We start from the raw sequence: 21,489 nt of genomic DNA, 5'->3' as shown, positions 1-21,489 counted from the left end.
CCCTCAGGACGAACTAACCGGAATAGTAGCGGCGCCGCTGTGCCGCGAATCCCTGGCCCGGAAGCGCACCAGACGACGGTCTGAGTCGACGGCCGATGCCGGTGGAATGAGCGTGAAGGCCATCACGATCTTCGAGGGGTCTGCCGTCCCGTTCCGCACGACCGCGTGCACGTCGGCATGGCTGTCGCCCTCAACGACGGGGTACAGGAGCATGACTCCTGTGGTGGGTCCGATGCTGGGATTCCGGTGAGGACGAGCCTCCGCCGAGGAGGACGCCTCGTCGATGAGACGTTGTGCCGCAGCGCGATGCTCGACGCTGGCGATACGGCCGAACGAGGTCTTACCGGACTGCCGGGTCCGGCGGACTAGGGACAGCGGCAGCGAACCGAGCACACGAGCCTCGACGCGCTTGTTCGCAGCCAGGCGAGGGGATACGAGAAGCCAGTCGTCCACCTTGGCAAGGGTGCCGTCGAGCTGGCTCAGGTAGGTCAGATGAGGATCGAAGTGCCCGGGCCGCTCCCACTCGAGTTGGGACAGCACACTGACCAGTTCGCTGTGCGAGATGGTGCCGGTCAGAGCTTCGAAGGTCCTCGGAAGCGTGCTGGAGCTGTCCGGCGGATTGGTGAACGCAGTCGGCTCCGTGCCGAGCGCGTTCAGCAGAGGACGCCAGCGTTCAGTGTTCCGCTTGAGCACCGTGTGACTTACCGGATAGGAAGCCGGCTCGATGGGACGGCCGGGGGACCTCACCTCCACGAGCTCCGCGTTGAACATCTTGTTGCGGGCAGAGGGTCTGATCCAGGGAAGGTGCTGGGCTACGAGAGGCGGCACCTGGGCCGGTGTCACCTGGGGCATCCCGTCCACCGCGACGGCGTACTGTGCCAGCTGCTCCCGGAACGTCTCCTCGTCGCGGCAGATTGCCTCGTACGCCTCGTACAGATCGGCGTACCTGTTGCGGCCGAACGGCTCCTCCCGCCCGATGTACAGCCGAACCAGGTCCCGGTAGCCAGGCCGGAATCCGAACCAGCGCCCCATCTGCATCAGGGTGTCTGCTTGCTGGGTGGTACGCCGGTAATACGTGACAGTCAGGCCTTCCACGGTGAAGCCGCGAGAGAGCTTCGTACCTCCGACAAGGATCTTCCAGACGTGAGGTGTCCGGTCGAAGTCGAGGTTCAACTGGTCGAAGTAGCGATCGGAATCCCCGTTCACCACGATGACGGGCTGGCCACCGGAGCCGATGCGCTGGCGAGCCGCGTTCACGTAGGGGCGTAGCGCCTCATAGCTGGCAGGTGCAGGCAGATCTGCGGCACGCGCATCGCTGACCAGGGAGAAGTCCGAGGCCCACAGAGCCGCAAGACGCTCGTGCCCGGCCGCCGAGCTGTATCCCGCCTGATGCCACATGGAATTGATGAGCAGCGCGAGATCCGCGTGGTCGTCCTTGCGTACCGACTGGTGGGCGAGCATCGTGTGATGGCGGAACGGCCCGTCATGCACGCCGTGATCGGCTCGGTACAGCTTCAGTGCACCGGACAGGACGAAGGCGTCCAGGGCCTCCTGGAGACGGTCGCCTGTGGACTCGCAGATGTCGCGGATGTGTGCCTTCTCCTGCGAGTTGGCGTAGGTGCGCTCCTCCCGCGGGATCGCCGAATCCAGGTCGTGGAAGTCCTGGGCGCCCATGTAGCCAATGGGGCGCGGCAGGGAGATCACGAAGTCGCTGGGGAAGATGTCCTCATCGTCCCCTGGATCAACGAAGACGTTCGCGAAGGGAGTGGCTGTGTAACCGACGTACTGCGACCGCGGGAGAAGCTTCAGGAGCTGGGAGATCAGCCCGTTGATACTTGTGCGCTCGGTGCTCCCCTGCTCCCACTTCTTCGGGTCCAGGGTATTCACGGACGCCTGGTCGGACTCGTCGTCGATGATCAGAGTCGGCAGCTCTCCGAGCAGGCCATGAATCTGCTTGAGGTCCTTGACCAGCTTAGTCAGTACGGACTTGTTCTTCTTCACGACGAGGACTCGAGCGGCAGTATGGTGAAGGTTCGCTGGATCATGCAGTGGGCGGGTCGGCTCGCGCTTCTCGAATTCAAGAGCACGGATTCCCTGTGCCAGGCTCTTGTAGTCGTTGTCGCGAGTCGTCAGGCGTTCGATATCGAAGGCGCCCAGGACGGACGGGCGGCCGCCATGCTGAACAAATTCAGGCCAGTCGGAATCGTCGTCTCCCACGTAGTCGATCCCTACCAGGGAGTCCAGGTCCGTTATGTCAGCGCCTCTCAGGATGTTCTCCTGCCCGATCAATTCCATGTCGAGGCGGCGCTGGGTCTGAGCACGCAGCAAGTTGAGCGTGCCTCCGAGGACGATGACGAGGCGGTAGCCGGCATCGATCGCCTTGGCTGTGACACCAGTGAAGTTTGCCGTCTTGCCTGACTGGACGTAACCGACGACCAGACCTTTCGCCTGCCGGGCCGCTGGTTGCTCGGGGTCGGTGAGACGCTCGACGACAGCCCGGCTGGCCTCGTCCAGGCTCGCAACGGCGGCTTCGGACCAGCCCTTTGAGCGGAGTTTCTGCTCGTAGGACCTCCAGTAGAAGGAGCGGGCCGCAGCACGTTCCGGGGTGTACCACGGCGTGAAGTCTCGAGTGATCACCGTGGGGCCCGGGATCTTCGCCACGGGGACTACTGCATCCAGCGCCTTCCGAAGGTCACTTCCGAAGCGGAGCCGGTCGTATGCGGCCGTTCGCCGTTCGTCGGTGCGTGCGGGGATGGCGGGGGCCCACTGAGGGGCCTCGGCAAAGTCCCAGGCAGTGAGATGCCGGCTCCAGAGAGCCTTGAGCGCCTCGCCGCCGCTGACGAGTTGTGTACGGAACACCTCCTCGCTCAGGTCCGCGTCCGGATAGTCCTCGGCGGCGACATTGGCCCAGTTCGCGAAGGATCGCGGATTGGTCCCCATGCCTGCGAGTGCGGAGGTGTGGATCTCAAGTAGAGCGGTCGCGTCGATGTCGCCCATGTGGGATTCCTCAGTCAGGTAGCAGTGGGTGAAACAGGAGCCGGTGACCCGCTGCGTCAGGAAGTGACCTGCGTGCGCCGTTCACGCTGCACTTCCACCGAGGCCAGGAGGATGGTGTTCCAGTAGTCCACACGGTCCTGGCGGGTCCGCTCCCACCGCCCGAGTCCGAAGCAGTCTTCGAGCAGCAGATACAGCAGTGCTTTGGTGACGGGGGCGTCATTGGAGCCGCCGCGTCGGCCCTCGTTGAAGTCGTCCCGGTAGGCCCTGTTGAGGATGACCGCATTGCGCTCGCGGTCAAGGGAGAAGAACTGAGCAGAGGGAAGCGCACTCCAGATGAAGGCGATCGGATCCTCGCCCGGCTTCTCAGGAAGCTCTTCCTTGATGACGCGCTTGACCTTGGGATCCATGCCCTTGCCTGGTGGAGTGACAGGCTTGCGGACGATCTCGTTGCGCCGTGAGCCGTCTCTGTAGGCGGACTCGGCATCGGCGAGGTAGCTCCGGAAGATGCGGCCCTTCGAGTCCACGGCCTTCTCGATGCCTTCGGTGAAGGCGGGGGTGACGGTGACCTTCTCTTTCTTTACATCGAGACTCAAGACGCTGTTTTCGCGAGACGGGAGGTCGATCGCGACCCGGGCGAGCACAAGGTGCCCTTCGGGGTTCCGCCAGCCGTTCCAGCCTCCGGCCTGCACGAGGCGGTCGTTGCGGTAGAAGTAGAAGCCCTGCCTCTCGGAGAGAGCCCCGATCTGGCGGAATCCCGCTTGCCTGGACTTGGCCGGCCAGATGTGAGCGGTCAGGTTCACATCGCCCAGGCCTTCTACGGAAGCCGTGAACTTCCGGGGGTACCCCGGCTTACCCGGCACCTTGTAGCCGAAGGGATCCAGAGCCTCCACGGCGATGTGGTCCACTTCCTCGCCGAGTTCGTTCTCCCTGCTGCTCACATCCCACACCGCGATGTCGAGTTTGAGGCCGCGTTGCAGGTAGCGGTGCAGGTACAGGCCGAGATGCGTCTCAAGCCGGGAGATCGCCTTCGACAGGAACTGATCGCTCTGGCCGCGCCCGACCGTCTCGAAGGCCCGCACGTTGTCCCACCGCACGACAGTGCCCTGCCACTCGATGATGCCGTCGTAGCGGTCCACCAGTTCCTGTGCATACCGGGGGTCCACGGTGTCGCAGCGGAAGCCGTCTTCTATGCCCTCTGCCGTGAGACGGCGTCCAGCGGACCGGCTGCGCCTCGTGCGGCTGACCACGGTCAGGGATGAAGCGTGAGAGAGGGAAGCCGCCTTGAGGCCCGTGCCGTACAGGCCCAGAGCGCCCTCGCCGTAGTCGCGGCGGCGGCCCACGGTCATGGCGCTGTCCAGGCCCGCTTCGTCCATGCCTTCGCCGTTATCGACGATCAGGAGGGTGAGGATCCGGTCGGCATCACGCAGGAAGTGCACGACGATCTCGTCGGCTTTGGCATCGATGGAGTTGTCGATGAGGTCGGCGACGGCCACTTCGAAGCCATAGCCCTGATTGGTCAGAGCCTTACCGTAACCAGCGTCAGGCGGCAGATGAGTGCTGCCGGTTGTGGGGACGTCGTATTGCCAGTTGGCGCCGGGCTCGTAGGGCATGCTTCCTCAAATGCACAGGTCAGGGGCTGCTCCACAAGTAGCAGCCCCATACACACAACAGACAGTGGAGTGTGACCGTACTGCAAAGGTTGGACATAGGGGGAGGTGGATGGCGAACGGGGGCGATAAGTCCCTTATCTGTCAACAGCTTTGGCCAGAGATGTTTCTCTCGTGTCTATCTTTATGCTGATTTGCTCATCACTGCTGATGTGACGTGGTGACTGCGTCAGGGCACGTCTGCATGAGACTGGACGCCGACTTGGACCTGGGCGGCGCACCAGACTGAGGAGCCCGTACCTCGGTGGAGGGAACCTGCGGCGGTCATGCCAGGCCCCGCGGTTGCCGGGCCAGGCAACCGCGCTGAACTGGCAGTTGACGTACCGAAGTCCGCTCAGGGCGCCTCGTCGTGGTCTTGCTCCTGCTGCTGCGTCTCTGGTCAGGCCGAGCCGCAATCCGCGGCCGGAGCTGGTTACGCCCCGTGGCACTCCTGGTACTGGGTCCCCGACCCGCACCAGCAAAGCGCCCCCCGCTCCGGCGGCCAGCCCGTTGCGCGGCCTCGGGCTGCGAGGGTCGTGGCGTACTGGGGGAGCAGGTCCGTGTCGGACGGGGTGGTGCCCTCCGAGGCGGCGAAGGCCTCGTAGGAGGGGACTGTGCCGGTGACGATGCCGAGGTTGCCCGTGCCGGAGGCGGACAGCTCGCGCAGGGATGCCTCTATGCCGGTCAGGTGCTCCTCGTGGGAGGGGTACTCCGTGGACAGTGACGGGTACGCGGTGACCAGTTCCGACAGTTCGGCCGCCGGCCAGTGCAGGACGGCCACCGGGAACGGGCGGGACAGTTCCTCCCGGTAGGCGCCCAGCTCGGCGCGCAGGCGCGAGATCTCGGCCTCCAGTTCCGCCGGGTTGTCCGAGCCCAGGGACCAGACGCGCTTGGGGTCGTGGAGCTCGTCCAGGGAGACGGCGGACGAGTGGAGGGTGTCGGCGAGGACGTCCCAGTCGTCGTGGGCCGCGCCCAGCATGCGGCGTACGCGGTGGCGGCCGAAGAGGAGGGGGTGGGCGGCGTGCGGGGGCTCCGTGGTGTCCGCCAGGAGCAGGGTCGCGCCCTCCGTGAACGTCTTCTGCGCCGCCTCCAGTTCGTCGTGGGACTCCAGCGCCTCCGCGACGATCACCCAGGGCGCCGGGTCACGGGGGGCCGTGGCGCGGATGCCGTCGATGATCGCCCTGGCCTCGGCCTCGTGGCCGTACTCCCAGAGGTTGGAGGCCTTCAGGGCGCGGACGAGGTGGGGGTTCTCCAGGTTCCGCGGACCCTCCGAGGAGGAGAGGAGGCGGTCGTACAGGGTCGTCGCGGCGGGGCGGTCGCCGGCCAGTTCCAGGTGGGCGGCGGCCTGGAGCAGCAGGGCTTCCGCGTCCTCGGGGTACAGGCCGGCGGTCCGCTCCAGGCGTGCCGCTTCGGCGGTGTGGTCGACGTTCTCGGCAGGCGTGTCGGGGCGCATGCACGACACCGTACTGCCCGCCGCTGACAAAAAGGAGATAGGTGCAGGCCAGGGGCCGACCCCCTGGCGTGCTCCCTAGATCGTCACCCCGTCCACCTGGAGCGTCTGGACCGCGCCCGCCGCGAACGGCACGCTGATGGTCTTGCCGCTCAGGTAGGTGTCCGAGCGGGCCGTGTAGAGGTCGCCGGAGCCGTTGGTCACCGTGTTCCAGCGGGGGACGAGGCCCGACGAGCCGCCGGTCACCGTCGTGAAGCGGGAGAGGTCGAAGGTCAGCGTCTGGGCCGAGGAGGAGGTGTTCGCGGCCACGATGACGAGCCGCTTCGCCGTCTTGTCGATCGCCGCCGCCGCGTAGCTCACGCCCGTGTCGAGGATCGTCATGCCCGGGCGGATGTGACGGCTGAACTGGGCCATCACGTAGTACTTGGTGGTGACCGCGCCGGCCGCCAGCGTGCTCGCGTCGTACGCGATCATCGCCCAGTTCGTCGACGGGTCCATGACCTGCCAGTACACCCACGCCGTCGGGTGCAGCCAGCGGAAGTCGTAGAGCAGGTTGCTCGCCATCGTCAGGCCGGTGCCGTCGTTGTCGCCCGTCTCCGAGTTCCACAGCGCCTTGCCGGCCGTGGTCACCACGTCGGCGTAGAGCAGGTCGCGGCGGCCGCCCGAGCCCTGGTAGCCGTGCACGTTGACGCGGTTCACGTACCCCTTCGTCGTCGACGAGAAGGAGTTCCACGTGGTGCGGGCGAGGTCGTAGCTCGTCTCGTCCGAGGCCGAGATCTTCGTCGCCGTCAGTCCGCGCTTGTCGAGTTCGCTGCGCATGTAGGGCAGTACGGCCGACTGGACCGTCGCGTCCATGTGGCAGCCCTCCTGCGTGCCGGTCGCCGTCCACCACGACGACGACGGCTCGTTGAAGGGGTCGACGGTCGCGAAGTTCACGCCCCAGTTCGACTTGGCGTACAGCGCGACCGCCGCGAGGTGGGAGGCGTGCTGGCGGTAGTTCCAGGTCTGGAGGTTGTTGCCGCCGCCGGCGGCTCCGGACGGGTTGTGGTTGGAACACATCCACCACATGGGGGAGTTGGCGAAGAGCTCGGTCGTCGCACCGCGTGACACGGCCTTCTGGAGCATCGCGCGCTGGGTCGCGTCCGCCGTCCAGTCCCAGGCGGAGGACGTGGGGTCCTCGTTGTTCCAGTCCTGCCAGTAGCCCTCGATCTGCTTGAACGCGGGGATGTTGGCGGAGGCCGCCATGGTGGTGCCGCCGACCGAGTTCCAGCTGCACGCGCCCAGGTTGTAGCGGGCGATGTTGAGGCCGAGGCCGGGCAGCGTCCTGCCGTTGTAGGACACCGACTTGGTCGTGAAGAAGATGTCGGCGAAGTCGTCCCGGGCGCCGAAGACGTTCGCCCACCAGGCGAGGGAGGTGCCCCAGCCCTCCCATGTCCCGTAGGTCGTGGAGGGGTTGACGGAAATCGTCGCGTCGGCGTGGGCGGTGCCCGTCGCGAGGGCGCCCGTGAAGAGCGCCCCGCCCGTGGCCGCCAGCAGTGTCCTGCGTCGGATCATGACTTCTCCGCTTCGTGACAGCGAACGAGCGCCGGTCGTCCCGGCCGGCGTCGTCGGGTGCGTCGGTGCACCTGGTGCGTGTGCGGTGCGGTGTGTCCCTGCCTCAGTGCGAAAGCCCGGACGCGTCCGCCCGTCGGTGCGTCCACCCGTCGGTGCGTCGGTGCGTCACGAAGCATCGGGTGTGGCCCTCGGTGTTGTCGAGAGTTATGACAGCCCTTTCTCAAACCTGTGGAGGAAGGGGGCGGCCGGGTTCGAGGGGGCGAACGTCTGGAGACCTCGGCGCCCTCCGCCTATCGTGCCCGCGTGCGGAATCCCCTCGTACGGCGTGTTCCTCTCCGGCGGCGTGTCCCCGTCGTGCGGCACAGCACCCGGTGGCGGCGCGCCCGGTACCGCCGGGCGCTCCGGGGCGGTGCCGAAGTGCTGGTCACCGCCGGTGTGCTGGTGCTGCTGCTCGTGGTGCACCAGCTGTGGTGGACCAACCGGGAGGCCAGGGAGGGCGCCGAGCGGCGGGTGGAGTCGCTGGAGCGGGAGTGGGGGAGTGCCGGGGGCGGTGGGGCGAACGACCCTGGCGATGGCGGTGGTTCCGGCGGGGCTCCGGGTTCCGGCTCCGGGGCGGGGGCCGGTTCCGGTCCGGCGTCCGGGCGGGCGGGCGACGGGAGCGGGGCGGGGGCGTCGTCCGGTGCGCCCCGTCTGTCGCAGGCCTACGCGGTGCTCCGGATCCCGCGGCTCGGTCTGCGCGTCCCCGTCGCCGAGGGCACCAGCAAGCAGAAGGTGCTCGACAAGGGGTACGTCGGGCATTACGCCGGGACCCGGCAGCCGGGTCAGGAGGGCAACTTCGCGGTGGCCGGGCACCGCAACACCCACGGCGAGCCCTTCCGGTACCTCGACCGCCTGGAGAAGGGCGACAAGGTGGAGGTGGAGACCCGGGGCGCGACCTACACGTACGTCGTCGACAAGATCCTGCCGCGGACCTCGCCCCGCGACGCGGGTGTCATCCGGCCCGTACCGCGTTCCCTCACCGAGCCCGCCTACGGGTACGACGCGCCCGGCCGCTACCTCACCCTCACCACCTGTACGCCCGAGTACACCTCGCGCTACCGCATGGTGGTGTGGGGGAGGCTGGTCGCGACCCGGTCCCGCGGCTAGGGCCGCGTCCCCTCGTCCAGAGCTTCCCGGACGGCGGTCAGCACCGCCTCGGTGTCCGCGCCGAGCGCTCGCGCGGAGGCGGTGAAGTCGCGTGCCAGGGTCGCGAGTTGATCCGGGTCGGGCCGGGCCGGCTCGGACGGGGGCGCCGCCACCCTGGTGCCCGCGCCGCGCCGGGTGCGGATGAGCTCGGCGGCCTCCAGTTCCCGGTAGGCGCGGGCCACGGTGCCTGGAGCCAGGCCCAGGTCCGAGGCCAACTGCCGTACCGTCGGCAGCCGTTCGCCCTCGGTGAGCCGGCCGGTGACGATCAGGGCGGCGAGCTGGGCGCGGATCTGCTCGAACGGCGGCACCTGGCTCGTGGTGTCCACGCGGACCGCGGGTTCACTCATCGCCGACGGCCCTGGGCATGACGATGGTGAACAGGCACCATCCCAGGCTGAACAGGGTCACCAGGCCCAGGGGGTAGATGACCAGGGCGGTGACGTTGCCCAGCATGCCGGCGCAGGTGGTGCGGGACAGCACCCTGCCGATCATCGCGAGGACGAGGAGCAGCTGGCTGGAGACCAGCAGTCCCCAGGCCGCGGTGATCGCCCACGAGCGGTCGTGGCGCTGCTGGTTGCCGCCGGGCCGGTGCGCGATGCGGCGCAGGGCCCATCCGCAGGCGACGGTGCCGAGGGCGATGGAGGCGAGCATCGGCGTGGCGAAGTGGAGCCCGGGCCAGGGTCCCAGGGGTCTGGTCACGCCGTCGCACGTGACGGTGACGGCGCGGCCCGCCCGGCCCATGGAGTCGGGGGAGGCCGCGACGACCCCGATGAGCAGGAGCACGACGAGGCAGGCCGACTGGAAGAGCAGCAGCGGCGCCATCCGGGGCGGTACATGGTCGCGGACCCGGCGCGGGGCGAGGCTCGCGGTGCGGACCGCTTCCAGGGGTGCCGGGGTGAGGGAGTCGCCGAGCAGGACGCCGCCGACGGCGCACAGCCCGAACGCGGTGACGGCGCTGAGGAAGGTCATCGCGACGTCGTCGCTGTCGCGCACCGCGACCCGCTGGGCGACCACGGCGCCCAGGGCGAGGCCTGCCCAGCGGGCGCAGAGGTCGGCGCGGGCGAGCAGACGCTCGGGTGGGACGGTGTCCAGCATGTCGGGCCCCCGGTGCACACGAGTACTTGTATCAAGTGGTGAGTACAAGATGGTGAGTACAAGATGCCCGGGAGTCGGATCTTGTGTCAATCACTTGATACAAGAGGCTGCTTCCGGCGGGCGCCCAGCACGGCCGCCGCTCCGACGAGCGCCAGCCCCGCCGACACCGCCATCGCCAGGTCCGTCCCCCGGGCGAGTCCGCCGCCCGTCCCGGTGGCGATGGCGATCGTCAGGGCCACACCGGCGCACGAGCCGACGTACCGCAGCGTCTGCTGCGCCCCGGACCCCATGGCCGCCCGCGCCGCCGGTACCGATTCCACCGCCAGCAGGGGCAGCGCCGCGTTCAGCAGGCCGCTGCCGATGCCCGCGGCCACCAGCCCCGGGAGCATCCGGTGCCAGGAGCCCGCGTCCACCGAGCCGAGCAGGGTCAGGACGCCCGCCGCGTGCAGGACGAAACCGAGCGCGAGCTGCACGCGCGTGGGGACACGGCCGGCCAGGCGGCGGGCCTGGAGGGCGACCACGAAGGACAGGCCGGACCACAGGAGGAACAGCCAGGCGGTGTCCATCGGGGACAGGCCCAGCGCCTTCTGGAGCACCGTCGGCAGGAAGCTGAACAGGCCGATGACCGCGAGGCCGGTCACCAGACCGCCGGCGGAGGAGGCCACGAACGCCGGGTCGCGCAGCAGCGAGAGGTCGATCATCGGGGTGGCCACCCGCCGCTCCACGAGCACGAAGAGCGCCAGCAGGGCGACGGACGCGAGGAGCAGCAGCCCCACCGGGGCCCGCAGCCAGCCGTCCCGGCCCAGGGTGAGGGCGGCGATCAGGGCGACGGTCGCCGCGCCGAAGGCCGCCGCGCCCGGCAGGTCCGGCCGGCCGCCGCGCGGTGAACGGGACTCCGTCAGTACGCGGGGCGCGACGGCGGCGACCAGCAGGGTCGCGGCGCCCAGCAGGACGTAGACCGGGCGCCAGCCGGGCAGCGCGCCGCTGAGCAGCGGGCTCAGGGCGATGCCTCCGCTGACGAAGGCGCCCCACACGCCGGTGGCGTGCAGCCGTCCGCGCGGGGTGGGGAAGGCGTGCACCAGCAGGCCGAGGCTGCTGGCGAGCAGGGCCGCGCTCGCCGCCCCCTGCGCGACCCTGGCCAGCGTGAACTGCCAGGTCGTCGTCGCCAGGGCGCCGAGCAAGGTGGTGAGGGCGAGGGCCAGGGTGCCGGAGACGAACAGCCGGCGGCGGCCGTGATCGTCGGCCAGGCTGCCGGCGACGAGCAGGACCGCGGCCAGGCCGAGGGGGGTGCCGTTCAGCAGCCAGGCCTGCGCGGACGGTGCCGTGTGCAGGGCGGCGGCGGTGTCCACGAGTGTCACGGCCGGGGCGGTGTAGGTCATCAGGGCGAGGGCGGTGGCCGCGCTGGTCACGGCGAGCGTGGCCCGGGGGCGGGCCGACGTCACCGGGGCGTCCGGCTCCGCCCGGGTCTGCCCGGCCGCCTGCCCGGCCCCGGGACCCGCCGCTTCCGTGACCGCCCGGTCCGCGGTGAGGGTCGGTGAGCCGGGGGTGGCGGGCGTTCCCGCGGTGGCCGTCGGTGCCGTGACGTCTTCAGTTCGGTCATTGAACCTGCTCATGCCTCCGTACGCTAGCACCCAAGGTTCGTTCATTGAACCCACAGCGGGTAAATGGTTACAGTGGGCGGCATGGCACTCGGCAAGGACTACGCGGCACAGGAGTGCTCGATCGCTCGGGCGCTGGAGGTCGTCGGCGAACGCTGGACGCTCCTCGTCGTCCGCGACGCGCTCTACGGCGTCCGGCGCTACAACGACTTCCTGGTCCACCTCGGTATCCCGCGGGCCGTGCTGGCCGCCCGCCTCCAGGCGCTGACCGCGGAGGGCATCCTCGAGAAGCGCCGCTACCAGCAGTCCCCGCCGCGCGACGAGTACGTCGTCACCGACCGCGCGATCGCCCTGTGGCCGACGCTGCGCTCGCTGGGCCTGTGGGGGCGCGAGCACTTCGGCGAGGCCCAGCTGCGGATCTTCCGGCACGCCGCGTGCGGCACCGAACTCGGCCCGTACGGCGAGTGCCCCGCCTGCGGAACTGTCGTACCGGTCCCGGACGTCCTCATGGTGCCGGGGCCGGGGCTCGACACCGACCCGGCGGATCCGGTCAGCCGGGCGCTGCTGAAGCCCAGAAGGCTTCTGGAGCCGCTCGAGGCCGGTCAGGTATAACCGACGGGAAGCACGGGAAGCACAGGAACCGAGGGGGAGGGGGGCCGGGAATGACGCGCAGCAGGTTCGTGCCGCGTCCCGCGCTCGTGCTCTTCCTCCTCCTGGTCGACGTCGTGCTCCTCGACGCCGGCAGCCTCCCGGCCGCCGTCGCGCTCGCCGCGACCGCGGCCGCCGGTTCCGCGCTCGCCGTCTGCACCCTCGTCGCCGCCCGCAGCGCCCCCGCCGTCCCGCCCACCCGGGTGCGCACGGCCATCAGGGACCGGGCCCGCCGTACGGCCTTCCTGCCGCAACGCGACCCCGACGCCTCCGGCCGACCGCGCCCCAGGGCGCCCGGCCACGCCCTCCCGGCGACCGTCGCGTAGGGCCGGCCCGTCCGGCCGTCCACGAGTGACCCACGCGGGTCGTCACGCCGCAGCCCCGTTCACCGGCACGACGAGACCCCCGGAGGGCTCCTCACCCATGTCCGTTTTCGCCAGCCTGGTCGAGCACCTCGCCGACCTGCTCCACCCGCTGTTCGGCGCCACCGCCGCGGCCGCCGCCATCGTCCTGTTCACCGCGCTCGTACGACTCCTCGTCCATCCGCTGTCCCGGGCGGCCGCCCGGGGTCAGAAGGCCCGTACGGCGTTGCAGCCGAGGATCGCCGAGCTGCGCCGCAAGCACGCGAAGAACCCGGAGCGTCTCCAGCGGGCGGTGCTGGACCTGCACGCCGAGGAGAAGGTGTCGCCGCTGTCCGGGCTGCTGCCGAGCCTGTGCCAGATACCGGCCTTCTTCCTGCTCTACCACCTCTTCTCCAGCTCCTCGATCGGCGGCGAGGACAACGCGCTGCTCGGGCACCGGCTGTTCGCCGCGCCCCTCGGCGAGCGCTGGACGGACGCGCTGTCCGGCGGCGGGGTGTTCGGCGCCGCCGGACTCGTCTACCTGGCTCTGTTCGCCGTCGTCGCGGCCGTCGCCACCTTCAACTTCGTCCGCGCGCGGCGGGTGCCGCTGCCCGAGGCCGTCACCGGCGCCGGCGCGGGCCCGGAGGTGCCCGGACTCGGCGCGGTCGCCAAGGCCATGCCGTTCCTGTCCTTCTTCACGCTGGTCACGGTGGCCGTCGTACCGCTGGCCGCCGCGCTGTACGTGATCACCAGCACGACCTGGAGCGCGCTCGAACGGGCGGCCCTGTACCGGTGACGGGTCCGCGCGGGCGGCCCGGGGTCGCGCGCCCCCGGTCCACTCCGTGAACGGGGGCTTGCGGACCCGATCGCGAGCTTGGAGGATCGACCAGTCCTCCGATGGCTGCACCCGTCGGACGGGTGCGTGACCCGCGATCGAGGGAGATGGTGACGATGAAGCTGATGCGAGTCGGTACGGCGGGAACGGAGCGGCCCGCGCTGCTCGACCCCCAGGGGGTCCTGCGGGACCTCTCCGGCGTCGTCCCGGACATCGACGGCGCGCTGCTCGCCGACGACGAGGCGCTCGGCCGGGTCCGCGCGGCCGCCGCGTCCGGGGACCTGCCGGTGCTGGACGCGACCGGGCTGCGCGTCGGGCCGCCGCTGGCCCGGATCGGCAAGATCGTGTGCATCGGGCTGAACTACCACGACCACGCCCGTGAGACCGGGGTCGAGCCGCCCGCCGAGCCCGTCGTCTTCTTCAAGGCGGCGGACACGGTGGTGGGGCCCTACGACACCGTCCTCGTGCCGCGCCGGTCCGAGAAGACCGACTGGGAGGTGGAGCTGGCGGTCGTCATCGGACGTACCGCCCGCTACCTGGAGTCGGCGCGGGACGGGCTCGCGCACGTCGCGGGGTACGCCGTCGCGCACGACGTGTCCGAGCGGGAGTTCCAGATCGAGCGGGGCGGGACCTGGGACAAGGGGAAGAACTGCGAGACGTTCAACCCGCTGGGCCCCTGGCTGGTGACGGCCGACGAGGTCGCCGACCCGCAGGACCTGCCGCTGCGGCTCTGGGTCAACGGGGAGCTGAAGCAGAACGGCACCACGGCCGAACAGATCTTCCCGGTGGGCGAGGTCGTCCGGTACGTCAGCCAGTTCATGACCCTGTACCCGGGGGACGTCATCAACACCGGGACGCCCGCGGGCGTGGCCATGGGCGAGCCTGAGCCCAAGCCGTACCTGCGGGCCGGGGACGTGGTGGAGCTGGAGATCGGCGGGCTGGGGCGTCAGCGGCAGGAGTTCAAAGACGCGTGAGCGCTCCGCTGGGGGGCGGGGGGTGACGGCGGTTGGCCGGCGGGCGTCAGGCGGCGGCGGTCGACCGGCCGTCGGCCCCCCGTCGACCGCCGTCGGCCCCCCGTCGGTCGCCGTCGGCTGTCGGTCGTGGGCGGCTGCGGGCCGGTCGTGGCTGGTCGCGCAGTTCCCCGCGCCCCTGGAGGCGCGCAGTTCCCCGCGCTCCTGGAGGGGCGCAGTTCCCCGCGCTCCTGGAGGGGCGCGGGTCAGTGCTGGTGTTTCTCCAGGTACTGGGTCAGGGTTTCGACCACGAAGCGGTGGTCCTCCAGTTGGGGGAGGCCCGAGACCGTGACCGCGCCGATGATGCCGACCCCTTCCACGTTGACGGGGAAGGAGCCGCCGTGGGCCGCGTACTCGTCCGGGTCCAGGCGCGAGGAGTCCTCGAACGTCGTGCCCTTGGCGCGGAACCGGGAGCCCACCAGGTAGGAGGACGCGCCGAAGCGCTCCACCACCCGGCGCTTGCGGGCGATCCAGGCGTCGTTGTCGGGCGTGGAGCCGGGCAGCGCCGCGTGGAACAGCTGCTGGCCCGCGCGGTGGATGTCGACGGCGACCGGTGCCTGGCGCTCACGGGCCAGCTCCACCAGCAGGGACCCCAGCTCCCACGCGTCGTCGTTCGTGAACCGGCGGAAGACCAGCCGGCGTTCCTGCGCCTGGAGCTCCTCCAGGGTCGGGGTGATCTCCGGGGTGAACTTCGGGGTCATCTGGTGGGTTCCCATCACAGCGTCACCGCCACCTTGTCTCGTGCCGAACGGCGGGCCGCCTCCAGTACCTCCAGGGCGGCGGCCGCCTCGGCGGCGGGCACCGGATTGGCGCCGCCGTCGATCAGTGCCCTGGCCACCGCAGCGTAGTAGGCCGGGTAGTCGCCGGGGAGGGTCCGTTCGGGCCTGCCGCCGCCGGTCAGCGGGGACTCCCCGGCGCCGACGCGGCCCCACAGCTCCTCGGGCTCGGTGCCCCAGCCGGGAGTGCCGTCGGGGCGCCCGCCCTCGCGCAGGGCCGCCTCCTGCGGATCCAGGCCGTACTTCACATAGCCCGCCGCCGAGCCCAGCACCCGGAAGCGCGGGCCGAGCTGGGGCGTCGTCGCGGAGGCGTACAGGTGGGAACGGACGCCGCTGGTGTGCGTGAGCGCGATGAAGGTGTCGTCGTCGGTCTCCGCGCCCGGCCGGCGGATGTCCGCCTCGGCGTAGACGGAGGCCACCGGACCGAACAGCACCAGTGCCTGGTCGACGAGGTGACTGCCGAGATCGTAGAGCAGACCTCCGATCTCTGCGGGGTCGCCGGACTCCCGCCAGCCGCCCTTCGGCAGCGGCCGCCAGCGTTCGAAGCGGGACTCGAAGCGCCGGACGTCGCCCAGTTCGCCGCCGTCCAGCAGCTTGCGCAGGGTCAGGAAGTCGTTGTCCCAGCGGCGGTTCTGGAAGACGGAGAGCAGCAGGCCACGCTCCTCGGCGAGGGCGGCCAGCTCCCGTGCCTCGGCGGCGGTGCCGGCGACGGGCTTGTCGACGACGACCGGCAGGCCCGCCTTCAGGGCCGCGGTCGCGAGCGGGACGTGCGTCTTGTTCGGGGACGCGATGACGACCAGGTCCAGCTCGTCGGCCCGGGCCAGGAGGCCGTCCGGGGTCGCCACGACGTGCACGTCCGGAAACTCGGCGCGGGCCTGTTCTCCTCGCTCGGGGGCGGAGGTGACCACCGAGTCGAGGACCAGGCCCTCGGTGGCGGCGATCAGCGGGGCGTGGAACACCGAGCCCGCGAGGCCGTAGCCGATCAGGCCCACGCGCAGCGGGGCGGCCGCCGGGCCGCGGGTCCGGGCGCCGGTCTCGGCGGTGGGGTCGGAGTCGGTCTCACCAGGTGTGCGTCCAGTCATACCGTCCACTTTCGCAACGCTGTTGCCAAAGTGCAAGCGCAGGAGACAATGGCCTCGTGAACAGGACGAACGCGCAAGCTCGCCCGGACGCCGCCGAGGTGTCCGAGACCGGCATGGCGGCAGGCACCGGCGGCTCGCCGGACCCCGCCCCGGGGGTGCCCGGGGAACGCCCGGCCGGGGTGAACCTGTTCGCCCTGCGCAGTCACAACGCCGCGCTCGTGCTCGACCTGCTGCGCACCGCCGGGCCGGACGGCATCAGCCGTCTGGAACTCGCCGAACGCACCGGACTCACCCCGCAGGCGGTCAGCAAGATCACCGCCCGGCTGCGCGAGGAGGGCCTGGTGGCCGAGGCGGGCCGGCGCGCGTCGACCGGCGGGAAGCCGCGCACCGTCCTGCGGCTGGTCCCCGAGGCCGGTCACGCGGTCGGCGTCCACCTCGACCGGGACGAGCTGAGGGTGGTGCTGGCCGACCTCGACGGACGCGTGGTGGCGGAGCGCCGGGTGGCGCTCTCGCTGGGCGCGGGGGCCGGGACGGTGCTCGGGGCGGTGGTGCGGCGGGTGACGGAGGTGGTCGAGGACCACGCGGTCGCGTCGACGCTGCTCGGCGCCGGGGTGGCGCTGCCCGGGCCCCTCGACCATGTCCGGGGCGTGCTGCACCGGGTCACCGGCTTCCCCGAGTGGGACGGGTTCGCGCTGCGCGACGCGCTGGCCGCGCGGCTCGGCGTGCCGGTCGTCGTCGACAAGGACACCAACGCTGCCGCGCTGGGCCTCGCCGTCGGCGGCGAACGCGGCTCCTTCGCCTGCCTCCACCTCGGTACCGGCCTCGGTGCCGGACTGGTGATCGGCGGGAGCGTGCACCGCGGCACCCGCACCGGCGCCGGGGAGTTCGGGCACCAGGTCATCCAGCTGGACGGGCCCCCCTGCCCGTGCGGCAACCGGGGCTGTGTCGAGGCGCTGTGCCTCGCGGCCATCGACCGGGGGGACGTCGCCGAGGCGGCGCGGGTCCTCGGCGAGGGCGCGGCGAACCTGGCCGGGCTGCTCGACATCGACGCCGTGCTGCTGGGCGGCCGCACGATCGCGGCCGACCCCCAGCCGTTCGTGCGCGGGGTCGCCGCCGTCCTCGACGCCCGCGCCCGGCGGGAGGGCTCCCGCGAGGGCGCCGTCCCGGTGCGGCTCGCCCCGGGCGGCCCCCGGGCGGTCGCCCGGGGCGCGGCCCAGCTCCTCCTGGCCCCGGTCTTCGGCCGGGGCGACGGCTGAGCCCTGCGCCGCGACCCCGGGGGCCGACCGGAGGCACCGGAGACCGCGAGGGACGGGACGCACGGAGGCCGTGAACGACCCGAGGCACGGAGACTGCGGGCGGGGGCCGGCCGCGGGCGGGGGTCTGCGCCGAACGAGGGGATTCGTACGGTCGTACAGTGTGCCTGTCCGCCGACGGGCGGTGTCTGCCCCAGGCTCACGTGTTCATGCGACTGTGCCCGCCTGTCTCCCTCTGCCTCGCCGTGGCCGCCGCCCTCCTTCCCGCTCCCGCCCGCGCGGAAGCCGGCCCGAGCTGCGCCCGGCCCGACGGCGCCGACTTCCCCCTCACCACCCGTCTGCGCGGTGGCCCGGACACCTACCGGGCCGGGGGCGGATACGGCACCTGGTACCTCGACCTCACCAACACCACCGGCCGGACGTGCGACGAGATCCACCCGGTCGTCGTCCTGGTGGACAGCGGACGCACGCTGAAGCCGTCCCAGGCGCACCTGGAGTTCTACGCCGGCGGGCGCCCGCACCCGGTGCGCCTGGAACACACCGACGACGACGAGCTGGTCGGAGCGTTCACCGACGGCCCCGCGGACGACTCGGCGGCGACGGGCGCGGCGTCCGGGGCCGCATCCGGGCAGGCCGCCGGCGCAGGCCGCTTCGCCGGTTTCACCGTGGGCCCGGGGCGGACCCTCTCCGTCAAGCTGCGCCTCGCCCTCACCTCGGACACCGCGCCCGACACCGTCACCGCCAACGCGGCGGTCGTCCAGCGGCACGGTGACGACGGTGACTGGATCGGGCAGTCGAACGACTACCGCTTCAAGGTCGTGCCGGGCTCGCCCCCCGACGCCGACGCCGACGCCGACCACGACCACGAGAGCGCGAGCGATCCGGGCACCGCCCCGGCATCCAGCGGCGCCCCCGACGGCGGGACCGCCCGGGAGTCCGCCGCCCCCGGCCGCGATCCGGCCGCGCCCCCGTCCACGCCGGGACCCACGTCCACCGCCCCGCCCGCTCCCGACGCCTCCGCCACGGACACCGGCCGCCTCTCCCTCGCCGACGAGGCCGAGGAGCTCGCCCGCACCGGCCTGACGTCACCCGCCGCCCTCGTCGCGGGCACCGCCTGTCTGCTCGCCGCCGGAACCGTCCTGCTGCTGGCCCGCCGACTCGCCCGCCGCCGTCGCTGATCCGGGGGCGCGTCCCAGCCGGTGGACGCCTCGGAACCGGCCATTCCCTCAAGATCCGGCCTGTGTTTAGGCTGGGGCGCACGCAGCGACCGCGTGCAGGCGCAGCACCGCGTACCGGCGCGGCAACCGCGTACCCGCGCACGGCAGGGAGACCGAGCACATGGCAGACCGCAAGCCCATCGAGTCGTGGCTCACCGACATGGACGGTGTGCTCATCCACGAGGGTGTGCCGATCCCCGGCGCCGACGCCTTCCTGAAGAAGCTGCGGGACTCGGGCAAGCCGTTCCTGGTCCTCACCAACAACTCGATCTACACCCCGCGCGATCTGCACGCCCGGCTGCGGCGGATGGGCCTCGAGGTGCCGACGGAGAACATCTGGACCTCCGCGATGGCGACCGCCCAGTTCCTGGACGACCAGCGGCCCGAGGGGACCGCGTACGTCATCGGCGAGGCCGGACTGACCACCGCGCTGCACGACATCGGCTACATCCTCACCGACCACGAGCCCGACTACGTGGTCCTCGGCGAGACCCGCACCTACTCGTTCGAGGCGATGACCAAGGCCGTCCGGCTCATCAACGACGGTGCCCGGTTCATTTGCACCAACCCGGACGAGACCGGCCCGTCCGCCGAGGGCGCGCTGCCGGCCACCGGAGCGGTCGCCGCGCTGATCACCAAGGCGACCGGCAAGAACCCGTACTTCGCGGGCAAGCCCAATCCGCTGATGATGCGCACCGGGCTGAACGCCATCGGGGCGCACTCCGAGAGCAGCGCGATGATCGGCGACCGGATGGACACCGACGTCCTCGCGGGCATGGAGGCCGGCATGCGGACCTTCCTGGTGCTCACCGGGCTGACCCGCCCCGAACAGGTCGAGAACTTCCCGTACCGCCCGTCGAGGATCGTGGACTCGATCGCGGATCTCGTCGACGTGATCTGAAACCGTCACACCGTGTGAGCCACTCGTACGGAGCAGTGATACCCCGCCTGAGGATGCGCCACGGGTCCGGGCGGGGGAGTCTCCCATCAGCTGGAGGTTCACGATGGGTTCACTGAAAATCACTCTCTGTGCGGCCGCCGCCGTGGCCGCCGCGGTGCTCGTCCCGACGGCGTACGCCTCGGGCGAGGGCAGCGGCGACAAGGCGGGCAGTGTCTCGGTCACGCCGTCCGCCCCCGGGCCCGGCGACGAGGTCACGCTGAAGGTGGGCGGCTGCGCCGGCCGAACGGCCACCGCCGTGTCGGACGCCTTCGTCGCCGACGCGCGACTCGTCGGCGGGGGCGGCCCGGACGGCACGCTCGTCGGCGACACCCGGGTGCGCTCCTCGATCGGGGCGGGCACCTACGACGTCCGGATCAGCTGCGTCGACTTCACGGTGAAGGGCCGCATCAGGATCGTCGCGTCGAAGTCCGCCGAGCCGCTCCCGCAGTCACCGCAGTCACCGCAGTCACCGCAGTCGGCGGAGCCGGGCGGGCCGTCCGTGCCCGCCTCGCCCGTCGCGCCGGTCCACGCGGGCGGTGGCGGCACCGCTCCGCTGGGTCCCCTCGCCGCAGTGGACGAGGAGCAGGCGGACGCCAGGGGCCCCGGTACCGCTCAGGCGGTCGTCGGGCTGGTCCTCGCGGGCGTCGCCGCGGCCGCCGTCGCCTTCCGCGGGGTGCAGCGCAGACGCAGGGCGGAATGAACGATGTCCGACCGCGAACATGCTTCCGGTCGCTTTCTGACGGGCCTGGCCTGGGTGCTGCTGCTGCTCGGCCTGTGGCTGTGGGGGCGGGAGGTGACCGACGTGCGCAACGGGACGTCCGCCTCGGCCACCGGTGACATGGCCGCGGTCGGCCGTCCACCGGACGCCGGACTCCCGCCGCCCGCCAAGCCCCTCGGGCAGGCGCTGCCGCAGCGGGTCGACATCCCCGACCTGGGCGTGCGGGCCCCGGTCGTCGCCCGCGGGCTGGACACCGAGGGTGCCGTCGACCCGCCGCCCTTCGACCAGGCCGGCGCCGTCGGCTGGTACGCCGGCGGCGCGCAGCCCGGCACCCGGGGCGCCGCCCTGCTGGTCGGGCACGTCGACACCGAGACCAGGCCCGCCGTCTTCTACAAGCTCAGCACGCTCAAGCCGGGCGAGACGGTGCGGGTGGTCCGCGACGACGGGAAGGTCGCCGAGTTCACCGTCGACGCCGTCGAGGTGATCCGGCGCGACCGCTTCGACGCCCGGCAGGCCTACGGTCCCCGCCGCGCGGGGCGCGCCGAGCTGCGCCTGATCACCTGCGGCGGCACCTTCGACCGGGTGAGCGGCGGCTACACGGCCAACGTGGTCGTGTCGGCATATCTGACGGGGACGGGGACGGGGACGGGCACGGGCAAGGGCGCGGGTGTCTGATGCGACGTCACCTCGCCCGGTCGACGGCCCGCTCCCCCGAAACCGCCGACCGGGCCGGTCCTCGACCGCGCGCGCCCGGGCTGCGGGAGTAACCCGGCGACCGGCGCGGGAGGCTGTGGGGTTCGCCTTGTCAGGTTCACCTACCCCGTACGAGGGGATGACGACCGTCCCGCGACCGTCCTTCGCCGCTCCCGCCGGCGGTGCGGGCCCCGCCGGAGCCCTGTGCGGGCGCACGACGAAGGCCCCCCGCTCTCGCGGAGGGCCTTCGGTGTCGGTGCGCCGCCAGGGACTCGAACCCCGGACCCGCTGATTAAGAGTCAGCTGCTCTAACCAACTGAGCTAGCGGCGCCTGCTGACGGGACAACTCTACAGGACCCCCGGGGGTGCCCAGGACCACCCGCCCGCGGGCCCGCCGGGCCACTGCTCCGGGCGGGCGCCGTGTACATCATTCGGACCGTCAGCATGCGCG

The 21,489-nt window shown here is 71.4% G+C and carries 19 protein-coding genes and 1 tRNA gene; 10 read left to right on the top strand and 10 right to left on the bottom strand.

From position 1 onward, the window contains the following. Positions 1-3: 3 nt before the first annotated feature. From Saso_RS14385 to Saso_RS14370, 4 genes are all read right to left on the bottom strand, one after another. Positions 4-2,997 (bottom strand): Z1 domain-containing protein, encoded by a 2,994-nt coding sequence (locus tag Saso_RS14385; protein ID WP_189918243.1) that lies wholly within the window; start codon positions 2,995-2,997, stop codon positions 4-6. A gap of 56 nt (positions 2,998-3,053) precedes the next feature. Beyond that, a complete protein-coding gene (locus Saso_RS14380; protein WP_189918241.1) occupies positions 3,054-4,607 on the bottom strand; it encodes an ATP-binding protein in 1,554 nt (517 codons plus the stop codon). A gap of 469 nt (positions 4,608-5,076) precedes the next feature. Further along, on the bottom strand, positions 5,077-6,096 hold the full coding sequence (locus tag Saso_RS14375) for an SEC-C domain-containing protein (protein ID WP_189918239.1): 1,020 nt from the start codon (positions 6,094-6,096) through the stop codon (positions 5,077-5,079). 75 nt (positions 6,097-6,171) lie between these two features. Then, positions 6,172-7,647 (bottom strand): glycoside hydrolase, encoded by a 1,476-nt coding sequence (locus tag Saso_RS14370; protein WP_189918237.1) that lies wholly within the window; start codon positions 7,645-7,647, stop codon positions 6,172-6,174. 354 nt (positions 7,648-8,001) lie between these two features. On the opposite strand from Saso_RS14370, the gene Saso_RS14365 reads away from it, so the two are divergent. Beyond that, the gene (locus tag Saso_RS14365) at positions 8,002-8,793 is read left to right on the top strand and encodes a class E sortase (protein WP_189918566.1); all 792 of its coding nucleotides are present in this window, start codon (positions 8,002-8,004) and stop codon (positions 8,791-8,793) included. Here the strand turns inward: Saso_RS14365 and Saso_RS14360 are convergent. From Saso_RS14360 to Saso_RS14350, 3 genes are all read right to left on the bottom strand, one after another. Then, positions 8,790-9,179 (bottom strand): GntR family transcriptional regulator, encoded by a 390-nt coding sequence (locus tag Saso_RS14360; RefSeq protein ID WP_189918235.1) that lies wholly within the window; start codon positions 9,177-9,179, stop codon positions 8,790-8,792. The genes Saso_RS14365 and Saso_RS14360 overlap by 4 nt on opposite strands. Continuing rightward, positions 9,172-9,927, bottom strand: a complete 756-nt coding sequence (locus Saso_RS14355; RefSeq protein WP_189918233.1) for a hypothetical protein — start codon at positions 9,925-9,927, stop codon at positions 9,172-9,174. The genes Saso_RS14360 and Saso_RS14355 overlap by 8 nt, the downstream gene beginning before the upstream one ends. 86 nt (positions 9,928-10,013) lie before the next feature. Further along, the gene (locus tag Saso_RS14350; protein WP_229901040.1) at positions 10,014-11,540 is read right to left on the bottom strand and encodes an MFS transporter; all 1,527 of its coding nucleotides are present in this window, start codon (positions 11,538-11,540) and stop codon (positions 10,014-10,016) included. Between the two features lie 69 nt (positions 11,541-11,609). Between Saso_RS14350 and Saso_RS14345 the strand changes: the two genes are divergently transcribed. From Saso_RS14345 to Saso_RS14330, 4 genes are all read left to right on the top strand, one after another. Next, positions 11,610-12,137, top strand: a complete 528-nt coding sequence (locus Saso_RS14345; RefSeq protein ID WP_189918231.1) for a winged helix-turn-helix transcriptional regulator — start codon at positions 11,610-11,612, stop codon at positions 12,135-12,137. 50 nt (positions 12,138-12,187) lie between these two features. After that, positions 12,188-12,499 carry a DUF6412 domain-containing protein gene (locus Saso_RS14340; protein ID WP_189918229.1) on the top strand — a complete coding sequence of 104 codons (312 nt, stop codon included), beginning with the start codon at positions 12,188-12,190 and terminating at the stop codon, positions 12,497-12,499. A 97-nt stretch (positions 12,500-12,596) separates the two neighbouring features. Beyond that, positions 12,597-13,310, top strand: coding sequence for a YidC/Oxa1 family membrane protein insertase (locus Saso_RS14335; protein WP_189918227.1), 714 nt, complete (start codon positions 12,597-12,599; stop codon positions 13,308-13,310). A gap of 155 nt (positions 13,311-13,465) precedes the next feature. After that, positions 13,466-14,323 (top strand): fumarylacetoacetate hydrolase family protein, encoded by an 858-nt coding sequence (locus Saso_RS14330; RefSeq protein ID WP_189918225.1) that lies wholly within the window; start codon positions 13,466-13,468, stop codon positions 14,321-14,323. 242 nt (positions 14,324-14,565) lie between these two features. Here Saso_RS14330 and Saso_RS14325 read toward each other — a convergent pair whose 3' ends face one another. Next, entirely contained in the window at positions 14,566-15,075 is a 510-nt protein-coding gene (locus tag Saso_RS14325) for a heme-degrading domain-containing protein (protein ID WP_189918223.1), read from the bottom strand. Next, positions 15,075-16,217: a Gfo/Idh/MocA family protein gene (locus Saso_RS14320; protein ID WP_307822228.1), complete on the bottom strand. Its 1,143-nt coding sequence runs from the start codon at positions 16,215-16,217 to the stop codon at positions 15,075-15,077. Before Saso_RS14320 ends, Saso_RS14325 begins: the two co-directional genes overlap by 1 nt. 113 nt (positions 16,218-16,330) lie before the next feature. On the opposite strand from Saso_RS14320, the gene Saso_RS14315 reads away from it, so the two are divergent. From Saso_RS14315 to Saso_RS14295, 5 genes are all read left to right on the top strand, one after another. Then, positions 16,331-17,473, top strand: a complete 1,143-nt coding sequence (locus Saso_RS14315; RefSeq protein ID WP_189918560.1) for an ROK family transcriptional regulator — start codon at positions 16,331-16,333, stop codon at positions 17,471-17,473. Positions 17,474-17,679: 206 nt separating this feature from the next. Then, positions 17,680-18,648 (top strand): hypothetical protein, encoded by a 969-nt coding sequence (locus Saso_RS14310; protein ID WP_189918221.1) that lies wholly within the window; start codon positions 17,680-17,682, stop codon positions 18,646-18,648. Between the two features lie 160 nt (positions 18,649-18,808). Continuing rightward, positions 18,809-19,588: an HAD-IIA family hydrolase gene (locus Saso_RS14305; protein ID WP_189918220.1), complete on the top strand. Its 780-nt coding sequence runs from the start codon at positions 18,809-18,811 to the stop codon at positions 19,586-19,588. 103 nt (positions 19,589-19,691) lie between these two features. Beyond that, the gene (locus Saso_RS14300) at positions 19,692-20,327 is read left to right on the top strand and encodes a hypothetical protein (protein ID WP_189918218.1); all 636 of its coding nucleotides are present in this window, start codon (positions 19,692-19,694) and stop codon (positions 20,325-20,327) included. A gap of 3 nt (positions 20,328-20,330) precedes the next feature. Then, the gene (locus Saso_RS14295) at positions 20,331-21,020 is read left to right on the top strand and encodes a class F sortase (protein WP_189918216.1); all 690 of its coding nucleotides are present in this window, start codon (positions 20,331-20,333) and stop codon (positions 21,018-21,020) included. 275 nt (positions 21,021-21,295) lie between these two features. Here Saso_RS14295 and Saso_RS14290 read toward each other — a convergent pair. After that, positions 21,296-21,369, bottom strand: a tRNA-Lys gene (locus Saso_RS14290). Positions 21,370-21,489: the final 120 nt, after the last annotated feature.

Source organism: Streptomyces asoensis (genome assembly GCF_016860545.1).
GTDB classification, from domain to species: Bacteria; Actinomycetota; Actinomycetes; order Streptomycetales; family Streptomycetaceae; genus Streptomyces; species Streptomyces asoensis.
This window is presented reverse-complemented; position numbering and strand designations above follow the sequence as displayed.